This window comes from Streptomyces sp. NPDC051364 (assembly GCF_040682115.1).
Lineage (GTDB): Bacteria > Actinomycetota > Actinomycetes > Streptomycetales > Streptomycetaceae > Streptomyces.
In genome coordinates this window covers 53,240-74,370 of the sequence record NZ_JBFBAH010000007.1, presented here as the reverse complement: position 1 = coordinate 74,370, position 21,131 = coordinate 53,240, and the positions used below count along the sequence as shown (strand labels likewise).

At 71.4% G+C, this 21,131-nt stretch carries 16 protein-coding genes; 4 read left to right on the top strand and 12 right to left on the bottom strand.

Features of this window, described 5'->3' with window-relative positions:
* Positions 1-64 precede the first annotated feature (64 nt).
* Positions 65-523 (top strand): Lrp/AsnC family transcriptional regulator, encoded by a 459-nt coding sequence (locus tag AB0M76_RS17240; RefSeq protein ID WP_365953614.1) that lies wholly within the window; start codon positions 65-67, stop codon positions 521-523.
* Between the two features lie 65 nt (positions 524-588).
* Here AB0M76_RS17240 and AB0M76_RS17235 read toward each other — a convergent pair whose 3' ends face one another.
* Positions 589-1,014 (bottom strand): hypothetical protein, encoded by a 426-nt coding sequence (locus tag AB0M76_RS17235; protein ID WP_365953613.1) that lies wholly within the window; start codon positions 1,012-1,014, stop codon positions 589-591.
* 250 nt (positions 1,015-1,264) lie between these two features.
* Between AB0M76_RS17235 and AB0M76_RS17230 the strand changes: the two genes are divergently transcribed.
* Entirely contained in the window at positions 1,265-2,284 is a 1,020-nt protein-coding gene (locus AB0M76_RS17230) for a serine/threonine-protein kinase (protein ID WP_365953612.1), read from the top strand.
* A gap of 37 nt (positions 2,285-2,321) precedes the next feature.
* Here the strand turns inward: AB0M76_RS17230 and AB0M76_RS17225 are convergent, their stop codons facing one another.
* The 5 genes from AB0M76_RS17225 to AB0M76_RS17205 all read right to left on the bottom strand — a co-directional run bounded on the left by AB0M76_RS17225 (position 2,322) and on the right by AB0M76_RS17205 (position 13,041).
* Positions 2,322-2,552 carry a helix-turn-helix transcriptional regulator gene (locus AB0M76_RS17225; RefSeq protein WP_266669313.1) on the bottom strand — a complete coding sequence of 77 codons (231 nt, stop codon included), beginning with the start codon at positions 2,550-2,552 and terminating at the stop codon, positions 2,322-2,324.
* 207 nt (positions 2,553-2,759) lie between these two features.
* On the bottom strand, positions 2,760-5,195 hold the full coding sequence (locus AB0M76_RS17220; RefSeq protein WP_365953611.1) for a SpoIIE family protein phosphatase: 2,436 nt from the start codon (positions 5,193-5,195) through the stop codon (positions 2,760-2,762).
* A 129-nt stretch (positions 5,196-5,324) separates the two neighbouring features.
* A complete protein-coding gene (locus AB0M76_RS17215) occupies positions 5,325-6,041 on the bottom strand; it encodes a 4'-phosphopantetheinyl transferase superfamily protein (protein ID WP_365953610.1) in 717 nt (238 codons plus the stop codon).
* A gap of 11 nt (positions 6,042-6,052) precedes the next feature.
* Entirely contained in the window at positions 6,053-10,708 is a 4,656-nt protein-coding gene (locus tag AB0M76_RS17210; protein ID WP_365953609.1) for an aminotransferase class I/II-fold pyridoxal phosphate-dependent enzyme, read from the bottom strand.
* A complete protein-coding gene (locus AB0M76_RS17205) occupies positions 10,705-13,041 on the bottom strand; it encodes an MMPL family transporter (RefSeq protein WP_365953608.1) in 2,337 nt (778 codons plus the stop codon). Before AB0M76_RS17205 ends, AB0M76_RS17210 begins: the two co-directional genes overlap by 4 nt.
* A gap of 315 nt (positions 13,042-13,356) precedes the next feature.
* On the opposite strand from AB0M76_RS17205, the gene AB0M76_RS17200 reads away from it, so the two are divergent.
* Positions 13,357-13,782 carry a hypothetical protein gene (locus AB0M76_RS17200; protein ID WP_365953607.1) on the top strand — a complete coding sequence of 142 codons (426 nt, stop codon included), beginning with the start codon at positions 13,357-13,359 and terminating at the stop codon, positions 13,780-13,782.
* Positions 13,783-13,863: 81 nt separating this feature from the next.
* Here AB0M76_RS17200 and AB0M76_RS17195 read toward each other — a convergent pair whose 3' ends face one another.
* Entirely contained in the window at positions 13,864-14,616 is a 753-nt protein-coding gene (locus tag AB0M76_RS17195; RefSeq protein ID WP_365953606.1) for a hypothetical protein, read from the bottom strand.
* A gap of 378 nt (positions 14,617-14,994) precedes the next feature.
* Here AB0M76_RS17195 and AB0M76_RS17190 point away from each other — a divergent pair, with 378 nt between their 5' ends.
* Positions 14,995-15,417 (top strand): hypothetical protein, encoded by a 423-nt coding sequence (locus tag AB0M76_RS17190; protein WP_365953605.1) that lies wholly within the window; start codon positions 14,995-14,997, stop codon positions 15,415-15,417.
* 78 nt (positions 15,418-15,495) lie between these two features.
* On the opposite strand, the gene AB0M76_RS17185 is transcribed toward AB0M76_RS17190, so the two are convergent.
* From AB0M76_RS17185 to AB0M76_RS17165, 5 genes are all read right to left on the bottom strand, one after another.
* Entirely contained in the window at positions 15,496-15,972 is a 477-nt protein-coding gene (locus AB0M76_RS17185) for a VOC family protein (protein ID WP_365953604.1), read from the bottom strand.
* Between the two features lie 201 nt (positions 15,973-16,173).
* A complete protein-coding gene (locus AB0M76_RS17180; protein WP_365953915.1) occupies positions 16,174-16,929 on the bottom strand; it encodes a class I SAM-dependent methyltransferase in 756 nt (251 codons plus the stop codon).
* A 55-nt stretch (positions 16,930-16,984) separates the two neighbouring features.
* Positions 16,985-18,187 carry an aminotransferase class V-fold PLP-dependent enzyme gene (locus AB0M76_RS17175; RefSeq protein ID WP_365953603.1) on the bottom strand — a complete coding sequence of 401 codons (1,203 nt, stop codon included), beginning with the start codon at positions 18,185-18,187 and terminating at the stop codon, positions 16,985-16,987.
* 1 nt (position 18,188) lies between these two features.
* Entirely contained in the window at positions 18,189-19,514 is a 1,326-nt protein-coding gene (locus AB0M76_RS17170; protein ID WP_365953602.1) for a pyridoxal-phosphate dependent enzyme, read from the bottom strand.
* Positions 19,511-20,992 (bottom strand): Y4yA family PLP-dependent enzyme, encoded by a 1,482-nt coding sequence (locus AB0M76_RS17165; protein ID WP_365953601.1) that lies wholly within the window; start codon positions 20,990-20,992, stop codon positions 19,511-19,513. The genes AB0M76_RS17170 and AB0M76_RS17165 overlap by 4 nt, the downstream gene beginning before the upstream one ends.
* Between the last annotated feature and the right edge of the window lie 139 nt (positions 20,993-21,131).

The window sequence follows — 21,131 nt, the reverse complement described above, 5'->3', positions numbered from 1 at the left end:
GCAGCCGATTGCCAGTTCTGCCTCCCAGGCATACGTTTGAGGCAGAATCTGCCAAGGAGTGGTGATGGACGCAGTCGATCTGCAGATCATCCGTGAGTTGCAGGCCGACGGACGGCTGTCCAACCAGGACCTCGCCGACCGGGTCCGGCTGTCCCCGTCGCCTTGCCTGCGCCGGGTGCGGCGCCTGGAGGAGGCCGGCCTGATCCGCGGCTACACGGCCACGGTCGACCAGGTCGCCTTCGGCCTGCCGATCACCGTCTTCGTCCGGATACGGCTGGATCGGCACACGATGGAGGCGGTCAGGGTCTTCGAGGAGCACGTCGCGGTCATCGAGCACATCCAGGACTGCTACCTGATGGCCGGAAGCAGCGACTACCTGCTCCGGGTGGTCATCGAGAGCCTGGAGGCGTACGAGGCCCTGGTGCGCCACCGGATCCACGCGATCCCCGGCATCGCGTCGATCGAGTCGAGTTTCGCATTCGGCAGCGTGAAACAGTCACGGGTCTATCCGAGCCCCGCCTGACATGCGGACGCCGGAGAGGCTGTGGGCCTCTCCGGCGTCCGCGGTGCGGGGGCGATTACCTGCCCTCAATTGCCGAGCTTCTGCTTCAGGTTCTCCTTGAGCTGCAGCTTGATGTTCTGCTTGTTCACCTGGCCGCCCTTGCCCGTGCCGTCGCCGCCGACGGCGGTGGCGTCGCCGGTGTTGACGGCGTCGGCGCTGGCGTTGCCGCCGGTGGCGTTGCCGGTCTTGATCTCGCACTTGCCCTTGCAGTTGCCGACGCCCGTGTCGGCGCTGCCGCCGGTGGCCTCGCCACCGACCGTGGTGTTCTCGGCGTTGGCGTCGCCGCCGGTACCGATTCCGTCGGCGCTGTCGTCCTGGAGAAGGTTGACGGCCTGCTGCGGGGCCGCGGTCGGTGCGGCCATGGCGGTCGCCGGCAGTGCGATGCCACCACCGACCAGCGCAACGGAAGCTCCGGCAAGGAAGATGCGACGGGTCCAAAAACGCTCAGACATGAGAATTCTCCATTCGGAATAAGAAAAGGCTGGTAAACCGTCTCCGGGAGATCCCCGGTGAGGGCGTACTTCAAATAAACCCGCCTGGAGAACATGCGTCACGTCACTCGAACACGTGGCTTGACGCAGAGAATCGATCTTGATAGGCCGGGCGCTCGTGTGGATAGCTGGATAGAATTCCCGGTAGGTATAGAGCGGCCCGTCGCCTCGGCGAGCCGTCGCCAGGTCGGCCGGGTGAGGGTGGTGCCTGATGGGCACGGCATCGGACTTGAGCCTCTACGCGGGCCGACCCTCCGGCCTGATCGGGAAGCAGATCGCGGGTTACCGGGTCGAGCGCATGATCGGCCGCGGCGGCATGGCCGTCGTCTACTGCGCGCGGGACCTGAACCTGGACCGCATGGTGGCGCTCAAGCTGATCGCCCCGGAGCGCGCCCGCGACGAAACCTTCCGGCGCCGTTTCACCCGGGAATCACGTGTCGCCGCGTCGATCGACCACCCGCACATCGTGCCGATCTTCGAAGCCGGTGAGACCGACGGCGTCCTGTACCTCGCCATGCGCTACGTCTCCGGCCTGGACCTGCGGGCCATGCTGGACCGGGACGGTCCGCTCCCCGTGGCGACCGCCGTCCGCATCGCAGCGCAGGTGGCGTCGGCCCTCGATGCGGCCCATGAGCACGACTTGGTGCACCGGGACGTCAAGCCCGGCAACATCCTGATCGCCCCGGGCACCGACAGCGAGCACCCCGAACACGTCTACCTCACGGACTTCGGACTGACGAAGAATGCGCGGTCGGCCACCGGAATCACCACCACGGGAGAGTTCCTCGGCACGCTCGGCTACATGGCCCCGGAACAGATCTCCGGCCGGTCGCTGGACGGCAGGTGCGATCTCTACAGCCTCGCCTGCGTCGTGTACGAGACCCTCGCGGGCGGGCCGCCCTTCGAGCGCGACGAGGACGCGGCGCTGCTGTGGGCGCACCAGTACGACCCCCCGCCTCCCCTGACCGAGCGGCGGCCGGGAATCCCGCCCGCCGCCGACGACGTCCTGGCCAAGGCCCTGGCGAAGATCCCCGAGGACCGCTACGACTCCTGCCTGGAGTTCGTCGCGGCCCTGCGCGTCGCCACCGCGACCGGCGTCCCCCGGCTCGCCGAACCGCCGACCGGGCCGGACGTACGGCCGGCCGGGCCCGAAGCGGAGGACCCGGTGCAGACACCGGATCCTCCGGCCTGGGCCCGGCCGGTCTTCGCACGCCCGTCCGGCGCGCTGTAGGCAATTGCGCCCTGTACGAGCGGGTTGCTGCGGGGGGTCACAGTCCGAGGGAGATGGCCAGTCGGGTCAGTTCGGCGGTGCTGTTGATGCCCAGCTTGGCGCGGATGCGGCGGAGGTAGGCGTCGACGGTGTGCTTGGAGAGTCCCATGTGGCGGGCCGTCTGCAGGTAGGTGCGGCCGGCGGCGATGTGGCCCAGTGCCTCCTGCTCGCGGGGGGCGAGGGCAAGGGCGGTGGTCTCGGTCTGCGGGGTGGTGAGGGTGAGGCTCATGGGATTTCCCTCCGACGGATCGGATCGGTCATCTCTGCTCGCGCCCTCGGAAGCAGGTGGACATGTAGCTGAATGTCCGGTTTGTCCTGCTTAAAATCCTGCGCTCGCACCTTCACGACGGTGTCCGCCGACTGTCACAGGCGTGTGACAGGGCCCGTCTTCCCATACACGCGAACATGCCGCACCACCACGGAGTGCTCGGCGTCCTCAGAACCCGATGAGGGACTGCTCGGCCCAGATGGTCTTGCCGACCGGGGCGTGCCGGGTGCCCCAGCGCTGGGCGAGCTGGGCGACCAGCAGCAGGCCCCGCCCTCCCTCGTCGAAGGTCCGGGCACGCCGCATGTGCGGGGCCGTACTGCTCGTGTCGGAGACCTCGCAGATCAGGGTGCTGTTCTCGTGGATCAGCCGCAGCTGGATGGGCGGCTCGCCGTAGCGGATGGCATTGGTGACCAGCTCGCTGACCAGGAGCTCGGTGACGAAGGAGGCCTCCTCGAGCCCCCAGGCCGTCAGCTGGTCGGTGGTGCTCCGTCGGGCGTGGGCGACGACGGCCGGGTCGGAGGTCAGGTCCCAGACGACGACCTTGTCGGAGTGCAGGGCCCGCGTCCGGGCGACGAGCAGGGCGACGTCGTCATCGGGACGGTGGGTCAGCATGGCAGTCAGTACGCGGTCGCACACCGTCTCCAGCGTGGTGGCGGGACGGGTGAGGGCCGCGAACATGTTGTCCAGGGACTCGTCGATGTCGCGCTCGCGGGCTTGCAGCAGGCCGTTGGTGTAAAGGGCGAGGACGCTGCCCTCGGGAAGCTCCACCTCGACGGTCTCGAAGGGCAGGCCTCCCAGGCCCAGCGGCGGCCCGGCCGGGACGTCGAGGAGGTACACGGAGCCGTCGGGGGAGACCACGGCGGGCGGGGGATGGCCGGCCCGGGCGACGGTGCAGCGGCAGGTGACCGGATCGTAGACCACGTACAGGCAGGTGGTGCCGATACCCCCCGCGGCTTCCCCTACGGCGCCCCCGTCGGCCTCGTCGGCGGACAGGTGGATGATGAGGTCGTCGAGGTGGGTGAGCAGTTCGTCGGGCGGCAGGTCGACGTCGGCCAGGGTACGGACCGCGGTGCGCAGCCGGCCCATGGTGGCGGCGGCGCGGATGCCGTGGCCGACGACGTCGCCCACGACCAGGGCCACCCGTGCGCCGGACAGCTGGATCACGTCGAACCAGTCGCCGCCCAGGCCGGCCGCGGTACCTGCGGGCAGATAGCGGGAGGCGATCTCCAGTGCCGCCTGGGTGGGCAGCGTGTGCGGCAGCAGGCTGCGCTGCAGGGTCATCGTGGAGGTGTGCTCCCGGGAGGATCCTCGCGCCTCGTGGATGCTGACGGCCGCCCTGGTCGCGAGCTCCTCGGCCAGCCGCAGGTCGTCCGGCTGGAAGGGGTCACTGCGCCGGTGACGCCCGAAGACGGCCACGCCGAGGGTGACACCGCCGGCCCGCAGCGGCACCACCATCACGGAGTGGGTCCCGTACTCGCTGATCCATGCGGCGGCCCTCTCGTCCTCGGCCACCCATTGGGCGAGGGCCGGGTCGGTCGGCCCGTACACGGCGCCGCGCCCTGTGGCCAGACACTCGGCGGGCGGTGACAGCGGCGGATAACTGGTCGTCCCGCCGACCGCGACCTTGGACTCCGGGTTTCCTTCGAGGACCGACCGTACAGCGGTACGGCACACGGTGACCGGCCCCGATGCGGGGCCGGCGGCCGGCTCGTCACCGCGCGGGGGAGGGTCCAGCAGGTCGACGAACGCGAAATCGGCCAGCCGGGGGACGGCGACGTCGGCCACCTCCTGCGTGGTACGGGTGTTGTCCTGGGCGGTGCCGATGCGGGCGTCCGCGACGTCCGGCACGAGGATCCGCTGCCGGTCACCCTCGCTCGCGGTCCTCGCGTGCGCGGCCAAGGACACGGCGCGCACCCGGCCGTCCGGGTCGCACAACGGGGCCAGTGAGGTCGCCCAGCCGTGCTCCGTGCCCACCCCCGTGGAACGGACGAAGGAGTCCAGGTACTGCGGCTCACCGGTCTCCAGGACGAGGCGCATCCTCCGCTCGGTCTCGTCGCTCACGGGGTCGGGCGAGATTTCCGGCAGCCGCAGCCCGCGCATCTCGGCTTCCGTGAGGGACAGCGTGCGCTCCATGCCGGCATTCGCCCGGACCAGCCGCAGGTCCGCATCGAAGACCGCCAGGAAGCAGGGGGACTGGGTGAACGCCCATTCCTTCAGCGGTTCGCCCCAGGGCGTGCCGGGCCCGCTCGTGACGGCGGACACCACGAGCCACTGGGCGGTCCCGCCGGTGGACGTCCGGCGGTGCGCGAGCAGTTCCAGTTCCACCCTTCGGCCGTCCCGGTGCCGCAGCGCCACGGTGCCGCTCCACCGCTCCTGGCCGGCCGGGATCCGGGCCGTATCGCTCCCGAGGCCGTCGGCGAGCAGCTCGGCGGCGGGCCCCCCCACGACCTCGGACGGCGCGTACCCCAGCAGCCGACGGGCGTCGTCGCTCCACTCCGTCACGATGCCCTGCTCGCTGATGGTGGCCGTGGCCGTGTATGCCGACTCGCGGGAGGCGTTCGTTTCCTCCGGCCGCTCACCAGGAAAGCTGGGAAGTTGCTCCATCGCCGCTCATCTCGCCCTCGCTAGTTCCTCTGCCGCCGTCCCACGGCAACCCCTGCACGGCCAGGCGCTCCACTGACAAGCATGATCCGGCGGGGCTGGGAGCACCAACGCAGTGCTGCCAGGGGGCGCTCAGTCGGCCGGCCCCGAGGAGAGGGCCGGCGGGACGCTCGGCGCCGGGGCGGGGTGCGCGAGGACAAGGGCGAGGACTGCGTCTCCCGCCTGCCACAGCATCGCGCGGCGCCGTCCGGCGAGTAGGGGAGGCTCAAGGCCGGTGATCCGGACGCGGCGCGGAGCGTCACCGAAGATTCCGCTGCGGTCGGCCTTGACCGCGGCTTCCTTGAGCGCCCAGGCGCCGGCCAGGACATCGGGCCGGTCCGTCCCGATGAGGGCGAGTTCTGCGGGGGAGAAGGCGTGGTCCCCGACACGGCGGACCGCGGCCGCCGATTCCGTCTCGCACAGGTCGACTCCGACCGGTTCCGGCGCGAGGGCCGCGGCGACGTGACTGGCGGTGTGGCTGATGGAGACGTTCACGGCCGGCATGGGGCTGCCGCCGACGACGACGTACGGACTGCCGTCGTCACGCGGGAGGATCTCCACGTCGTCCTCCGGCGCGCCGACGGCTTCGCCGACCAGGCGCTTGGCGAGCACGCGGCCGGCCACCCACTCGGCCTGCCGCCATGCCGGCATTGCATGGACCACGCGTCGTTCGGCCGGTGAGAGGTGCGGCGGGAGAAGCGGTGACACAGGCGCTGCCTGCCACCGGCCGGGGCGGTGGGCCACGACGAGGCCGGCTCCGCCCCATCGGTGCACGTGGCCCGGCGCGATCGGCGGGAAGGTGGTGTCCATGGCAGCGGGGGTCAGGCGGCCATGGCCTGGTCCAGGTGCCGCAGCTCGTACTCCAGCGCGGTCACGGCGTGACGGATCTGGTCGGAGGTGTGGTCACAGGTGATGAAGAAGCGCAGCCGGGCCATTTCCTCGGGTACGGCCGGGTGGAGGATGGGATTGACGCTGATGCCCTGCTGGAACATGGCCTCGGCGAGTCGCAGGGTCTTCATCGAGTCCCCGACGATGCACGGGACCACCGGGGTGTCCTTACTGTCCCCGACGTCGATGCCCGCATCGCGCGCGAGGCGGACGAACAGCGCGGCGTTCTCCGCGAGACGCGCCACGCGCTGCGGCTCGGCCCGCAGCATTCGCAGCGCCGTCAGCGACGCGGCGGTGTCGGCCGGGGTCATGCCGGCGCTGTAGACGAAGCCCGGAACGGTGTAGCGCAGGTACTCGACGACCGAGCGGCTCCCGGCGACGTAGCCGCCGCAGCTCGCCAGCGCCTTGGACAGCGTGCCCGACCACAGGTCGACGGCCGAGCGGTCGGTGCCGCAGTACTCGCCGATGCCGCGCCCGGTCGCGCCGATCGTCCCGATGCTGTGCGCCTCGTCGATCATCAGCAGCGCGCCGTGCCGTCGCTTGACCTCGACGAGGGCGGACAGGTCGGCGATGTCGCCGTCCATGCTGTACACGCCCTCGATGACGACGAGGACCCGCCGGTACTGGTGGCGGACCTGGCCGAGGATCGCGTCGAGGGCGGCGGCGTCGTTGTGGGGGAACGGCCGCCGGGTCGCGCCGGAGAGCTTGCACCCCTGCAGGATGCTGTCGTGGGCGAGGGAGTCGTGGATGACGAGGTCCCCGGGGCCGACGAGGTGCCCGATCACGGTGACGTTGGTGGCGTGCCCATTGGCCAGGGTGATCGCGGCTTCGCATCCGAGCAGGTCGGCGAGTTCCGTCTCGAGCTCCAGGTGGAGCGGACGGCTGCCGGACAGCAGCCGGCTGGCGGACACGGACGTGCCGCAGCGTGCGATCGCCTCCTGGGCCGCCTCGGTCACCTGAGGGTGCGTGGCCATGCCCAGGTAGTTGTAGCTGGAGAACGAGACGAGTTCCCGGCCGTCGATGACGGTCGTGTCCGTGATGCCGCCTTCGTGAACGAGGAAGTACGGATTCGACAGCCCCATCCGGGCGAGCGCGGCGAAACGCTCACCGTGGGCGGCGACCTCCGGGAAGCACTCGATCCGCGTCTGCTCCGCGGGCAGCGGGGCGGTGGCCGGTGCGGACGGTGCGGACGGTGCGGCCGCGGGCAGGTCGGCGGGCGGCGGCGCCGGGGCTTCGTCGCCGTGGTCGGCGCGCTGTACGGGGACGGCCGCCGGTGCGGCGTCCGTGGAGCCGCCCGAGATCAGCGCGGCGATCCTCCCGGCGGTCGGCCGGTCGGCAGCCCTTTCGTCGAACGTCCACTGCGGCCACTCCCGATGGAGGGAGGTGAACAGATCGGTCAGCATGAGCGAGTCGAAGCCGAGATCGTCGATCAGCAGCTGGTCGCTCCGCAGATGACCCACCGGGAACGCACTGATCCGGGCCACGTGCGCGAGCACGGCGTCGGTGACCTCGTCGATGCCCCGGGCCGGCGAAGGTTCCTCATCGGCGGGGATGGCCGGGGCAGTGGGTACGGGTGCGGCCGTGGCCGGGGCGGCGACCGGCGCGGCGGGGTGCTGCACGGGGAGCGTCTCGGTGAGGCGGCCGAGCAGCGTCACCTGCTGGCGGACCAGCTGGAGCAGTTCGTTCACCGGGTCGTTCACCGGCTTGTTCACGGGGTTGCTCACGGGGGTGTTCATCGAGCTCTCCTGGGGCGGTGCGGGCTGGGGCGGGAGGACGGCGGCGGGGGAGTCCTGCGGCGCGGGGCGCTTGCCCCGAACCCAGTAGGACTGGGTGTCGAGCCTGGCCACCGGCAGGTCCAGCAGACGGCGGGCCTCCTCGGGAACCAGGGCGCGCGGGTCGACCGGGGCGCCCAGGACCGCGAGCCGGGCGAGGGCCCGGACGAACCCGCGTCCGCCGTCCGGAGCGACCTCTGCGGCGGCGACGGCGTGGACGTCGTCGTGGCCAGTGAGGTTGCGGCGTACCGAGGTGAGCAGCGAGCTGCCGCCGGTCACCTGGAGGAAGACGCGGGCCCCCTGGTCGTAGGCGGTCCGGACGGCATCGCCGAAGCGGACCGGCGCGGACGCGTGCCGGGCCCACAGCTCACGCAGCCGGTCGGCGTCGGTGCAGACCGCCGCGTCCACGGACGACACGAACGGCAGGGCGGGGCTCCCGAGGCGCCGGTCGGCGAGGTACGCGCTCAAGGCTTCGTCGGCGGCGGCGAACCGCGGCGAGTGGAAGGCGCCCGACACCTCGAGAGGCAGCGTGACGACCCCGGCCTCGGCACACGTGCGCCGCAGGATGGCGAGCCCCCGCAGCGAGCCGCTGACCACGAGCTGCCGCGGCTGGTTGAAGCAGGCGAGCCACACGTCGCCGATGCCGGTCATGAGCCGGCGGCAGGTCTCCTCGTCGCTCTGCACGGCGAGCATCCCGCCCCGGGAGCCGGTCTCGGCCCGTCGGAGGGCTGCGCCGCGGTGGCCCAGCAGCCGGACGGTGGCCTCGTCGGTGAGGGCTCCGGCCGCGGCGGCCGCGGCGAACTCCCCGACGCTGTGGCCCAGGGTGAGGTCGGGCGCGAGGCCGCAGTCGGCAAGGAGGTGGGTGGCGGCGATCTGGACGGTGCCGAGCAGCGGCTGACACACGTCGGTGGCGGCGAGCCGCTGCCTGAGCTCCTGGTCGTCGCCCTCGCCGGCCGCCGCCTCGCCGTACAGCAGATCGGTGAGGTCGAAGCCGATGTTCCGACGGGCCACGGCGCTGAGGGCGTCGACGGTGGTCCGGAACCCGGTGAACCTCTCGTAGAGGTCCTGCATCATGCCCGGCCGCTGACTGCCCTGCCCGGGGAAGAGGAATGCGATGCGGCGCTGGGCGGGCGGCAGGGGAGCGTCGGCGGCGAAGGCGCCGTCGCCGAGGTCGCCGCGGGCGCCGTCGGCGAGCCGGCGGCGGGCCTCGCGCAGCCGCCGGAGGAATTCGTCCGTGTCGGCGGCGACGACCGCGAGCCGGGCGGTCAGCGGCTCACGCGCGCCCAGGGTGTGGGCCACGGCTGCCACCGGCGGGCGGTCCGCCGTGTCGAGTGCGTCGAGAACGTCGCCGATGTGCTCGTCCAGCAGCTCAGGGTTGCCGGCCGAGAGCAGGACCAGCTGGGGTCCGCCGGCTTCGGTCCGTTCGGCGGGGTGGCCGACGGCAGGGGCGGGCTGCTCCTCCAGAACCACGTGGACGTTGGTGCCGCCGAAACCGAACGAGCTGACGGCGGCGCGCCGCGGGGTGCCCGTGGCCCGAAAGGGCCGTGCGGTGTCGGCGAAGCGCAGGCCCGCGGCGGCGATGCCCAGGTCCGGATGGGGGGTGGTCTCCGGCTGCGGCACGATCGTGCGGTGGTGGACGACCAGGGCTGTCTTGATCAGCCCCGCGATGCCCGCCGCGGACAGCGAGTGCCCGATGAGGGCCTTGCCCGCCGCGAGGTAGCACAGTGCGGGGTCGTCGTCGGGGAACTCGGTGCGCAGTCGGCGCAGCGCCTCGACCTCGGCACGGTCACCGATGGCGGTACCGGTGCCGTGGGCCTCGATGAACCCCACGGACGAGGGGGGAACCCCGGCGTCGTCGTATGCCCGGCGCATAGCGCGCAGCTGGCCTTCGGGGGTGGGGGTCAGCGGTCCGGGAGACGCGCCGTCGTTGGCCGAGCCGATGCCCTTGATCACCGCGTAGATGCGGTCGCCGTCGGCGAGGGCGTCCGCGAGCGGGCGTATGACGACGGCGCCGGAGCCCTCGCCGAGGACGAAGCCGTCGGCCGCCTCGTCGAACGGGCGGCAGACCCCGGTCGCGGACAGTGCGCGGAGCTTGGAGAAGCCGACCAGGCTGTCGGGGGTGAGGCTGAGGTACACGCCGCCGACGACGGCGATGCGGCAGGTGCCCTGGCCCAGCTGCGCGATCGCCTGGTCGAGGGCTACCAGTGAGCCGGAGCAGGCGGCGTCGACGGCGAAACTGGGGCCGCCGAGGTCGAACTGCCGGCTGACCGTGCCCGCCGCCATGTTGAGGAGGCTCCCGGGCAGCGTGAAGCTCTGGACGGTGCCGAGCCGTGCTGCCTGTTCCCTGGCGGCGTCGAGGCCGCCGGGGTGGTCGGCTGCGGGCGACTCGTCTGCCAGGGCGAGGACCCGGAGGGGGGCCGCCATGAGGTCCTTGTAGTCGGACACCGATATGCCGAGGAAGACGCCGGTGTTCTCGCGGTCGAAGTCGCCACGGCCCAGCCCCGCGTCGTCGAGGGCCTCGCGGGTGACGTCGAGCATCAGCCGGTGCTGGGGGTCCATGGCCCGGGCGCGGGCCGGGGGCACCCCGTAGTGCAGCGCGGCGAAACGGTCCACGGCATCCAGGAAGGCGACCTGGTCGGTGTACGCGGCATGGGGGGCTGAGGTGTCGCCGGGCTCGTGGAAGGTCCCGTGGTTCCAGCGTTCCGCAGGGACGGCGGAGAACTGGCGTTCCCCGCTCAGCAGGAGCTTCCAGTAGGCGCGGATGTCGGGGGCGCCGGGGAAGCGGCAGCCGAGTCCGGTGATGGCGATGTCGGTCATGACGGGTCTTCTTCCATTTCGTGGTGCCCCGGGCGGACTGCGACCAAGGCGGTGGGGACGGGGTCTGCACCATGGGATTCGGCGGTGCGAGGGGGTGGGGGCAGGTGAGGCGGCGAGGACCGCGGGGCACCCCTGTCGGCCGTGGCCGCGGGAGCCCGGGCCGCCGGATGCGGCACCTTGCGCCTGATGGGCCACGGCGCCCACCAGTTCAGGCCGCCGGCCAGGCGCATGAGCGCCGGTACGAGGACGCCCCGCACGAGCGTGGCGTCGAGGAGGACGCCGAGGCCTGCGCCGATTCCGAAGAACTGCAGGAGCGAGACCTGGGAGGTGCCGAAGCTCAGGAGCGTGAACGCGAGGAGGGAACCGGCGGTCGTGACGATGCCGCCCGTGTGGGCTATGCCCGAGACGATCGAGTCGGTGTTGTCCTGCCCGGCCTCGTGCGCCTCCTTGATGCGCGCGAGGACGAACACCTCGTAGTCCACCGAGAGCCCGAAGACGATGCAGAACAGCAGCACCGGCATGGTCGTACTGAGTGGTCCGGGCGTGAAGTGGAGCATGTGCTGCAGGTGGCCCGTCTGGAAGACCCACACCATCGCGCCGAGGACGGCAGCGAGGCTCAGGGCGTTCAGCGCGATGGCCTTCAGCGGCAGCAGCAGGCTGCGCGTGAAGCCGAGCAGCAGCACGAACGTGGTGAGGGTGATCAGGGAGAGCGCCAGCGGAAGCCGGTCTCCCACCGTGGCCTTGGCATCGACCAGGACCGCGCTCGGTCCGCCGACGAGAACATGGGCGCCCGCCGGGGCGGGAGTCGCGCGGACGGCGTGCACGAGCTGCTGGGCGGCGCGCGACTGGGGATCCACCTGCGGTACCACGGAGAGCTGGGCCGGGCCGTCGCCGGCGGGCCGGGCCGCAGATCCGGCGGAGCCGGAGACCGCTGCCCTCGCACCGTGCCGGAAGCTGCCCTCGGGCCCCACGACCTGGGCGACCTGTCGGAGTACGGACAGCCGGCGGGCGTAGTCCTCCCGTGCCGGCGGGGACGCCATACCCGTCATGACGACCGTGAGCGCGCTCGGACCGTTCATGTCGAACGCACCGCGCACCAGGTCCCCGGTCTGACGGCTGGACGAGCTCACGGGCAGCGCCCGCTCGTCGGGGGTGGCGAAACCGGCGTGGGCGAACGGCCCGGCGAGCACCACGAGCAGACCGATCACCGGCAGCGCCGCGATCAGCGGGCGGCGTACGACGATCTGCGCCAGGCCCCGCCAGAAGCGTGACTCCGAGCCGGCGTGGGCCCGGCGGCGCCACGGCACGGCCAAGGCGTTCACCCGCTTTCCGAGCAGCGCGAGCAGAGCCGGCAACACGGTGACGGCGCTCACCGCCGCGATCGCCACCACGGCGATGCCCGCGTAGGCGAAGGAGCGCAGGAAGTACGGCGGGAACACCAGCAGCGTCGCGAGCGCGGCGGAGACCGTAGCGGCACTGAAGAGGATCGTGTGGCCCGCGGTGCGCACGGTCCGTATCGCGGCGCTGCGCGGACCGTGTCCGTCGGCGAGCTCCTCGCGGAACCGGGAGACGACCAGCAGCCCGTAGTCGATGCCGAGCCCCAGACCGAGCGCGGTGGTGAGGTTCAGCGCGAACACGGACACGTCGGTGACGGCGCCGAGCACGCTCAGGACCAGCAGCGTCCCGGCGATGGCCAGCACCCCGATCAGCAGGGGCAGAGCGGCGGCCACCACACTTCCGAACACCAGGACCAGCAGGATCAGGGTTCCCGGCAGCACGACGGACTCGGCGCGCTTCAGGTCGGACTCCGAGAGGTCCTGGAGCTCGGCGTCGATGAGGGCCGGGCCTCCCGCGTGCACCGTGAGGGCCGTCGTGCCGGCCGTCGGGGTGGTCAGCTCCTTGCTCAGCTGCTTGACCCGCGTTCCGAGCTCTTCCCCCTCGCCGTCCACGTGCGCGACGAGCATGGCCGCGTTGCCGTCCCGGCTGCGCAGCTCCGCCGCGTTGCCGGTCCAGTACGAGGCCACGGCGCTCACGTGCGGTTGCGTACGAAGGCGTCCGGTCAGGGTCTCGCCCGCGCTCCGGGCTGCCGGGTCGTCGACGGAGCCGGGGGCGCGGGCCTGCGCGACGACGACCAGGTTGGGGGACGCCCCCAGGTGCTCGGCCGCCACGCGGGCGGCGCGGCTGGATTCCGATCGAGGATCGTCGTACCCCTGCGTCTTCAGCCGGCCGGTCGCCTCTGCACCGAACACGGCGGACAGCACGAGGAAAACGAGCGCGGCAAAGAGGATGAGCCGTGGTCGGCGGGTCACGAAGACCCCTGCGCGGCGGGACATGAATGCCTCCGGTCCGGATGGTGTTTCGCTCCTGCTCTTGAGCAGGACGGTCGATTTCCACCGTGCCGGGAGGAGGGGATGGGGCCATAGCCCCGGCTATTCGTCACTTGACAGGAGCCGCTTCGCACAGGGTCGGCCGGAAGAGTTCACCCGGGCACGGCGCAGCCTTCTATCAAGATCGATTCCGGGCGTCAAGTCACGTGTTCGAGTGGCGTGACGCACGTTCTCGCGTCGGGTTTATTTGAAGTACGCCCTCACCGGGAATCTCCCGAAGACGGTTTACCAGCCTTTTCTTATTCCGAATGGAGAATTACCATGTTCGAGCTCTTCACGACCCGTCGTATCGTTCTGGCCGGAGCTTCCCTGGCACTGGTCGGTGGTGGCATCGCACTGCCGGCGACCGCCATGGCCGCACCGACCGCGGCCCCGCAGCAGGCCGTCAACCTTCTCCAGGACGACAGCGCCGACGGAATCGGTACCGGCGGCGACGCCAACGCCGAGAACACCACGGTCGGCGGTGAGGCCACCGGCGGCAGCGCCGACACGGGCGTCGGCAACTGCAAGGGCAAGTGCGAGATCAAGACCGGCAACGCCACCGGCGGCAACGCCAGCGCCGACGCCGTCAACACCGGCGACGCCACCGCCGTCGGCGGCGATGGCAAGGGTACGGGCGGCCAGGTGAACAAGCAGAACATCAAGCTGCAGCTCAAGGAGAACCTGAAGCAGAAGCTCGGCAATTGAGGGCAGGAAATCGAGCCCACACCACAGACGCCGGAGAGGCCCGCAGCCTCTCCGGCGTCCGTTTCGTGCTTCTGCGGCCTGTCAGCCGTTGCCGCCCGTGGCCGTCGCGTCACCGGTCACGGCCGTTGCATTGCCGCTGTTGAGGGCGTCGGCGCTGGCGGCGCCGCCCGTCGCGGCACCCGTGGTGATGGTGCACCTGCCGATGCAGGTGCCGACGCCGGAGTTGGCGTTGCCGCCGGTGGCGGTACCGCCGACGGTGGTGTTCGCGGCACTGGCATTGCCGCTGACGGCGCTGGCGTCACCCCCCGTGCCCTTGTCGCTGTCACCCATGGCCCGCGTGCCCTGCCCGACCGAGTTCGTGGCGTCGAACGTGCCGCTCAGGACCTCACCGCTCACGGCGGTGTTGACGCTGTCCTGGCAGAGGCCGCTGCACACGTTGAAGGCGCCGTCGCCCACGGCGGTGTTGGTGCTGGTGTCGCAGAGGCCCACGCACTCGTTGAACGCGCCGGCCCCCACGGTCGTATTGGTGCTGCCGTCGCACAGTCCCCGGCACACGCCGGAGGAACCGTCGCCCACGGCCGTGTTGGTGCTGTCGTGGCAGATCCCCTCGCACACGCCGGAGGTGCCGTTGCCTGCGGCGGTGTTGCTGCTGTCGTGGCAGAGCCCCCTGCACACGCTCGGTGCACTGCCGGTTGCGGCGGTGGTGATGCTGGCGTAGCCGTACTGAGGGGATGCCGGTGCGGCCATCGCGGTCGCCGGCAGGGCCACGACGCCGGTCAGTGCCACGGAAGCCGCGGCCAGCACGATACGACGGGTCCAGGAACGCTCGTTCATCGGAATTCTCCGGGATTCTTGTGCGAGGTCTTCGCCTGTGGCCAAGCAGGCGGGCGCTGAGGCTGCCGGTCGGATACGCCCGGTGCTGTGCAGACGCCGGGGATCCCTGGGCTTATGCGAGGTCGACGTTAGCGTGTGGGTCATGCCGTGAGCAGGATCTGGCGACGCGCGGCGTGTTCCCGCCGCTTCCTGTTATCAAGATCGGTTCTCGGCGTCAAGTCACGTGTTCGAGTGGCGTGACGCACGTGCTCCCGCAGGGTTTATTTGAAGTGCGCCCTCACCGAGGAACTGCCCCCGAGAACATGAAGCCGGAACGTATCCCCGGACCTTTCCGCGGGGCGGAATGCGAACCCTTTTGACACCGAATGGAGAATTCCCATGTCTGAGCGTTTCTGGACTCGTCGTATCGTCCTGGCCGGAGCTTCCGTGGCGCTGATCGGCGGCGGTGTCGCGCTGCCGGCGACCGCGATGGCCGCGCCGACCGCCGCCCCGCAGCAGGCCGTCACGCTCCCCCAGGACAGTGCCGACGGCATCGGCGTCGGCGGCAACGCCAATGCCGAGAACACGACCGTCGGCGGTACCGCCCGGGGCGGCGGCGCCTATGCCGGCGTCGGCAACTGCGAGGGCGGGTGCACGGTCACCACCGGTGCCGCCCGCGGCGGTAACGCCAGCGCCGACGCCGTCAACACCGGCGACGCCACCGCCGTGGGCGGGAACGGCACCGGCACCGGCGGCACCGTCACCACGCAGGACATCAAGCAGGAGGTCCTGCAGAACCTGAAGGCGAAGCTCGCCCACTGAGGGCCGACAGCCCCCACAGCCCCACGTACGGACGACGGAGAGGCCCGCAGCCTCTCCGGCGTCCGCATGTCCGGTGGTTCAGCCACCGTCCTGCATGGACTCCAGGGCCTCCTTGGCCCGCTTCTCCATCTCCGCCGGAGGGATGTCCTCCACGTGCGTGGCGATGTTCCAGCGATGGCCGAAGGGGTCCTCGAACTGCCCGGTGCGGTCGCCGTAGAACTCGTCCTTGACCGCCGACACCTCCGTGGCGCCGCGGGCGAGGGCCTTGGCGAAGACGGCGTCGACGTCGTCGACGTACACGTGCAGGGTGATGGGCGTGCCGCCCACCGACTTCGGCGAGCGGAATCCGATCTCCGGGTACTCGTCGGCGAGCATGATGACCGAGTTGCCCAGCCCCAGCTCGGCGTGGCCGATCCTGCCGTCGGGCGCCGGCATCCTCATCCGCTCGGTCGCACCGAGCACGGACACGTAGAAGTCGATCGCGGCTGCGGCTCCGCCGATACAGAGGTACGGCGTGACCCGCGGGTATCCCTCGGGAATGGGTTTGACGGCCACCGGGCTCCCGCCCTTCCGAACAGTGGCGATCACCGCCGACCGCCGTCTGCGGCCACTGATATCCCGATCCCGCAGAGCATGCTCCGGCGCCGCGCGGCACCTCCGCACCGGTTGCCCCGAAGGGCCCACGGCCGAGTCGTCAGGTGGCCTGATCCCGGGGCCGTACGCAGGAGAGGGGCGGCCGCGTCGGGCCGGCGGGGGTCAGCGGACCGCGACCACCACGTGGCTGTTGCCGAACTGCCAGACGGTGCCGACGTGCTCGAAGCCCGCCTCGCGCAGCAGTGCGAGGTGGTCGGTGAGGGTCAGGTCGTTGCCCTCGCACCGCGGGTGGGTGCGCCGGTCGCGGGTGGCGAGGAGGGGCGTCAGCTCGGGGTCGGCCCGCACTCCCGACCACCACGACTCCCAGTCCTCGTGCGCCAGGGCCTGCTGGCGCTCGGCGCGCCGCCGGCCGATGTCGACGGCGAGCTCGTGGACCTTGGGGGAGTCCGGTTCCAGATGGTCGCCGTTGACGAGGACTCCGCCGGGCCGGATGCACTCGGCCAGCTCCTCGTACGTCCGCCGCAGGGTGTCCTCGCCGAGGTAGTGCAGGGCCGTCGTCGAGACGGCGGCGTCCACCGGGCGGTCCAGCGCGAGCCTGTCGAGCCAGCCCGGCTCCCCGATCGAGGCCTCGGCGAAGCGCAGGGCCGCTCCGTGGTGCGCCCGCCCCAGTTCCAGCAGCAGCGGATCGGCGTCGACGCCGACGACCTCGGCCGCCGGCATCCGCTCCGCCAGGCGCGCGGCCAGCGACCCCGGCCCGCATCCCAGGTCGACGAGCAGGGGAGCCGCACAGCCCGCCGTCACGCGCTCGACCACGTCGGAGATGACGGTGAACCGCTCCTCGCGGTCGACCGCGTAGCGCTGCTGCTGCCGCTCCCAGCGTTCCACCCACCGGCCGGCCGCCACCGTGTGCAGGTTCATGTTGCTGTCCGCTCGTGCCTCTGCCGTTCTCACGGCCCTGAACTCCACATGAAAATCATTGCAGATTGGCGAGGGTGCCGAGCAACGCTTCGATCTCCTCGGCTGCGTTGTACACGTGCAGACTCACCCGCACCGATCCGTCCTTCACCTCGGCACCCGCCTGGCAGTGGCCGTCGGAGCGGACCATGAACCCGTGGCTGTAGAGGATGAACCCGAGGTCGCGGGATGCGATCTCGCGATGCCGGAACGCCACGATGCTCCGGCGCCGCTGGACCTCGGAGCCGGCCGCCAGGCTGGTGCGGCAGCCGAGCACCTCGTACGCGTCCAGCCGGCTCAGGCCGTCCGTCAGCCGCGCCGCCAGCGCCTCCGTCCACGCCTCGATCCGGTCCGTGCCGGCCGCGTCGAGCCAGTCGAGCGCGGCCGTCAGGCTTGCGATGCCGACGGTGTTCGGGGTGCCGGACCAGCCGCCCGGCCGGAACTTTGGCCCCCGTCGGCCACGGGCCCAGACCGCGCCGGTACCCGGCAGCGCCAAGGCCTTGTGCCCGGAGAACACCACGAAGTCCACGTCGAGTCCGGCAACGGAGAACGGCAGGTGGCCGACGCTCTGCGCGGCGTCGAGGCAGATCGGGATGTCCGGCCCGACCACCTGGCGGATCCGGTGCACGTTCATGTCGGCGCCGTAGACGTGGTGCACATGCGTGGCCGCGACGAAACGGGTGCGGGGGCCGGCCGACGCGGCGAGTGCCGCCGGGTCGTAGTCGCCGGAACTGTCCTGGTACGGCAGCTCCCGGACCAGGATCCGTACGCCCTGCCGGGCCAGCAGCTCCCGTACCTCCAGCCACGGCGCCAGATTCGCCTCGTGGTCGGCGAACGGGACGACGATCTCGTCCCCGTCGGTGAGCCGGCCCGCCAGCCAGTCCAGGGCGACGGTCCGCAGTCCCTCGGAGGCCCCGCTGGTGAAGTGCACCGACGACCGGTCCGGCTCGGGATCGCCCAGGAACTCCCTGACCCGGCCGCGGGCCCGCTCCACCGCGGCCGTCGTCGCATTGGCCCAGGGGTACGAGCCACGGCCCGCGTTGGCGTTGGAGGTGGTGAGGTAGTGCTGCACGGCGTCCAGTACGGCCTGCGGCTTCTGCGCGGTCGCCGCACTGTCCAGGTAGGCCAGCCCCGGGTTCGCCGCGATGATCGGGAACTGGGCGCGCAACGGCCGCTGCCAGGAACGCAGCTCCTCGAGAGCGTCGGTGTCGGCGTCGGCCATGTCAGTCACGCACCAGCGGCGCGCCCGCGTCCCGCCACGCGATGATCCCTCCCGCGAGGCTGCGTACGTCGGGATGGCCCATCCGGGTCAGGAGGGCGGCGTAGCGCGCCGACTGCTCGCCGACCGGGCACGCCAGGAGGACGGGCTGCCGTTTGCTGAACGGCATGCCACCCCGGACGAGTTCGTCGAAGAGCTCGTCGACGATGTTCACCGATCCGTCGATGTGCAGCGCGGCGTAGGCGAAGGAGCTGCGCAGGTCGATCACCAGCGGCCGCTCGGCTGCGAGCCACTTCTGTGCGTCGGCCACCTCGATGACCTGGGCCGCCCGTACCTCGGTGTCGGTCAGCGCGGTCACGGAGTTCCGCGCGGGAGGGCGGCCCAGCAGCTCCGGGCGGCGCTGTTTGACGTAGCCGAGATAGCTCTCCACCCGGTCGCAGACGATGAAGACCGCGCTCCTGCGGTCCGTCTCCGTCAACTCTGCGTCGATCGACTTCAGATGGCGGACCGTTCCCCGGTAGGCGGCGCCGCCGGTGGGTCCGGCGAGGATCCCGCAGCGCCGGACCAGGGTCAGCATGCCGTCGATGGCGTCGTCGGCGCTGACCGACTCGATCGTGTCGTACGTGGCCGGGTCGAAGAGGCCGACCTCGTGGACCTCGTCGATGTTGCGGATGCCGGGGATGAAGTCCGACTTCTCGCCCACCAGCCCGATCACCCGTACGGCCGGATCATGGGCACGCAAGGCCCGGGCCACGCCCGTGGAGGAACCCGCCGTGCCGACGCAGGCGAGGAACCAGTCCGGGGCCCGGCCGTCCAGATCCGCCACGATCTCCGGGCCCGTACCCGTCTCGTGCGCCTCGGTGTTCAGCGCGTTGAAGTACTGGTCGGTGTGCAGGTGGGCACGGCCGGACTGGTTCAGCCTCTGGTGGAAGAGGGTCAGCGGGTCCTCGGTGTCCGTCGGGTCCAGGCATTCGCTGCGGCCCGGCAGCTCCTCGATCTCGGCGCCCAGCAGCAGGAGCAGGTCCTTGACCTCGGGTATGCGCATCCGGTTGGTGACGCTCTTGAACGACAGCCCGTGCATGCCCGCGATGACGGCCAGCGCCTTGGCCGTGTTGCCGCTGGACAGCTCGACGATCGTCGCGCCGCGCTCCCGGGCGCCGGGCAGGCCGAACCGGGCCATGTTCCAGGCCGCCCGGTCCTTGACGGAGCCGAACGGGTTGAGCATTTCGAGCTTCGCGTAGAGGTCGATGTGGCGCAGGCCGTGTACGGCCGGATCGATACGGACCAGCGGGGTGTTGCCGATGGCCTCGGTGATGCTGTCGTACCTCATGCCTGTCCCCCCGAATCGGTGATCGGCCGGTACTCCTCGATCGGCCAGTACTCCTCGTCCAGACACCAGCGCCAGGCGGCTCCTTCCTGCCGGACGGCCACCTTGCGGGCCACCGGCTGCTGTTGTGCGCGGGTGGCGCTGAAGTCCATGCAGTACCCGGCCGTGTTGGCGAAGCCGAGCAGGTCTCCCGGCCTCGGCGGCCGCGGCAGGAACACCGTTCTGCGGGTGATCAGGTCGGCTTCCAGGCAGAGGTTGCCCATGAGGTGGACGCCGACCGGCTCCTGCGGGCCGGCGGGCTCGCCGTCGCGGGGCACGAGCACGGGGTCCATGAGGATGCCGTGGTCCTCCAGGCTGACGTCGTTCGCGTTCATGGCGAGGCGTACGAATGCGGGGCCCGCGTCCCGGTGCCGTACCTCCAGGACCCGGGCCAGGGACAGCCCGCACTGGTCGGCGAGGGCCCGGCCCGGCTCCGTGTACAGGTCGTAGAGGCTCTCCAGCAGCAAGGTGCCCAGCGGCCGGCCCAGGGTGGGGGCCGGCTGTGACAGGAGTGCGTCGAGGTAGGCGGCGCCGGCGACCGGGCGGTGGGCGGGGTACAGGCTCAGGGCGCCGCGGAGCGTACCGCCCTCGGAGTGCAGGCCGTAGCCGTGGCCGCCCCATGTCAGGGGCGGTCGGCGGCCCATCACCGCGGCCGCGAGCTCGCTCGTGTAGCGGTCCCACTGGACGGCGTGCGCGAGGTAGCTGACGCCGAAGCCGCCGCCGATGTCCACGGCGCGCGGCTGGAATCCCCGTAATCGCAGGTCGTCCATGGCGCGCAGGCAGCCTTCGAGGGCGATGGCCTTCTCGTCCGGGCTCGTGGTGTCGAGGTGGTACGCGACGCCGACCGGATCGAGGGAGTCCCGGTGGCGTTCGAGGAGGTCCAGCAGCGGGCCGAGGGCCTTCACGGACGTACCGAACCGGCTCCTGCGGGACAGCATCCTGGGTCCCGAGGTCTCGAACTCGCAGAGGCGGAGCAGGACGCGCGGGCGAGGCAGGTCGTGGCGCCGTACGAGGCCCGCCAGGGCCTCCAGCTCGCCGGGGCCGTCGGCGTTCACGGTGACCCCCGACCGCGCGGCGAGCCAGAGGAACGCCGGATCCTTGGGGCCGGTCGCCATGATGCGGTCGGCGGTGAAGCCGTCGCCGAGGGCGTGCCGGAGCTCGCTGAGGGAAGCCACGTCCACGGCGGCGTCCGCGGTGGTGAGCCGCCGGACGAGGGAGCGGGAACGGTTGGCCTTGTGGGCGAAGAAGACGTGCCCGCCGAGGCGGTGGCGGCGGTAGACGGAGCGGAAGCCCTCGGTGTTCTCCGCCATCTGGTCGGGCACGAGGACGTTCAGGGGCGAGCCGAGGGCGTCCACGAGCATGTGCAGGAACGGGGCCGAGCCGAGCAGCGCAGCGAGCGGCGGTGCCAACCGCGGTTCCAGGTACAGGGGGCCGGTGTCCATCGCAGCTGCTCCTCCCGCGCTCCGATCGTACGACGATTTACCTCGCGGCCCTGTTCCTGCCCTGCTGATCGGGTTCGGACGCGTGATGGAGGGAGATGACCGAAACGCGACGGGCGCGCCGGAGCACTTGGCGGCCTCA

Excerpts from the sequence above, each read along its gene's own strand:
- AB0M76_RS17205 (WP_365953608.1), bottom strand. The coding sequence starts at position 13,041 with ATGTCCCGCCGCGCAGGGGTCTTCGTGACCCGCCGACCACGGCTCATC.
- AB0M76_RS17235 (WP_365953613.1), bottom strand. The coding sequence starts at position 1,014 with ATGTCTGAGCGTTTTTGGACCCGTCGCATCTTCCTTGCCGGAGCTTCC.
- AB0M76_RS17170 (WP_365953602.1), bottom strand. The coding sequence starts at position 19,514 with ATGAGGTACGACAGCATCACCGAGGCCATCGGCAACACCCCGCTGGTC.
- AB0M76_RS17200 (WP_365953607.1), top strand. The coding sequence starts at position 13,357 with ATGTTCGAGCTCTTCACGACCCGTCGTATCGTTCTGGCCGGAGCTTCC.
- AB0M76_RS17230 (WP_365953612.1), top strand. The coding sequence starts at position 1,265 with ATGGGCACGGCATCGGACTTGAGCCTCTACGCGGGCCGACCCTCCGGC.
- AB0M76_RS17225 (WP_266669313.1), bottom strand. The coding sequence starts at position 2,552 with ATGAGCCTCACCCTCACCACCCCGCAGACCGAGACCACCGCCCTTGCC.
- AB0M76_RS17220 (WP_365953611.1), bottom strand. The coding sequence starts at position 5,195 with ATGGAGCAACTTCCCAGCTTTCCTGGTGAGCGGCCGGAGGAAACGAAC.
- AB0M76_RS17240 (WP_365953614.1), top strand. The coding sequence starts at position 65 with ATGGACGCAGTCGATCTGCAGATCATCCGTGAGTTGCAGGCCGACGGA.
- AB0M76_RS17175 (WP_365953603.1), bottom strand. The coding sequence starts at position 18,187 with ATGGCCGACGCCGACACCGACGCTCTCGAGGAGCTGCGTTCCTGGCAG.
- AB0M76_RS17215 (WP_365953610.1), bottom strand. The coding sequence starts at position 6,041 with ATGGACACCACCTTCCCGCCGATCGCGCCGGGCCACGTGCACCGATGG.
- AB0M76_RS17190 (WP_365953605.1), top strand. The coding sequence starts at position 14,995 with ATGTCTGAGCGTTTCTGGACTCGTCGTATCGTCCTGGCCGGAGCTTCC.
- AB0M76_RS17180 (WP_365953915.1), bottom strand. The coding sequence starts at position 16,929 with ATGAACCTGCACACGGTGGCGGCCGGCCGGTGGGTGGAACGCTGGGAG.
- AB0M76_RS17195 (WP_365953606.1), bottom strand. The coding sequence starts at position 14,616 with ATGAACGAGCGTTCCTGGACCCGTCGTATCGTGCTGGCCGCGGCTTCC.
- AB0M76_RS17165 (WP_365953601.1), bottom strand. The coding sequence starts at position 20,992 with ATGGACACCGGCCCCCTGTACCTGGAACCGCGGTTGGCACCGCCGCTC.
- AB0M76_RS17210 (WP_365953609.1), bottom strand. The coding sequence starts at position 10,708 with ATGACCGACATCGCCATCACCGGACTCGGCTGCCGCTTCCCCGGCGCC.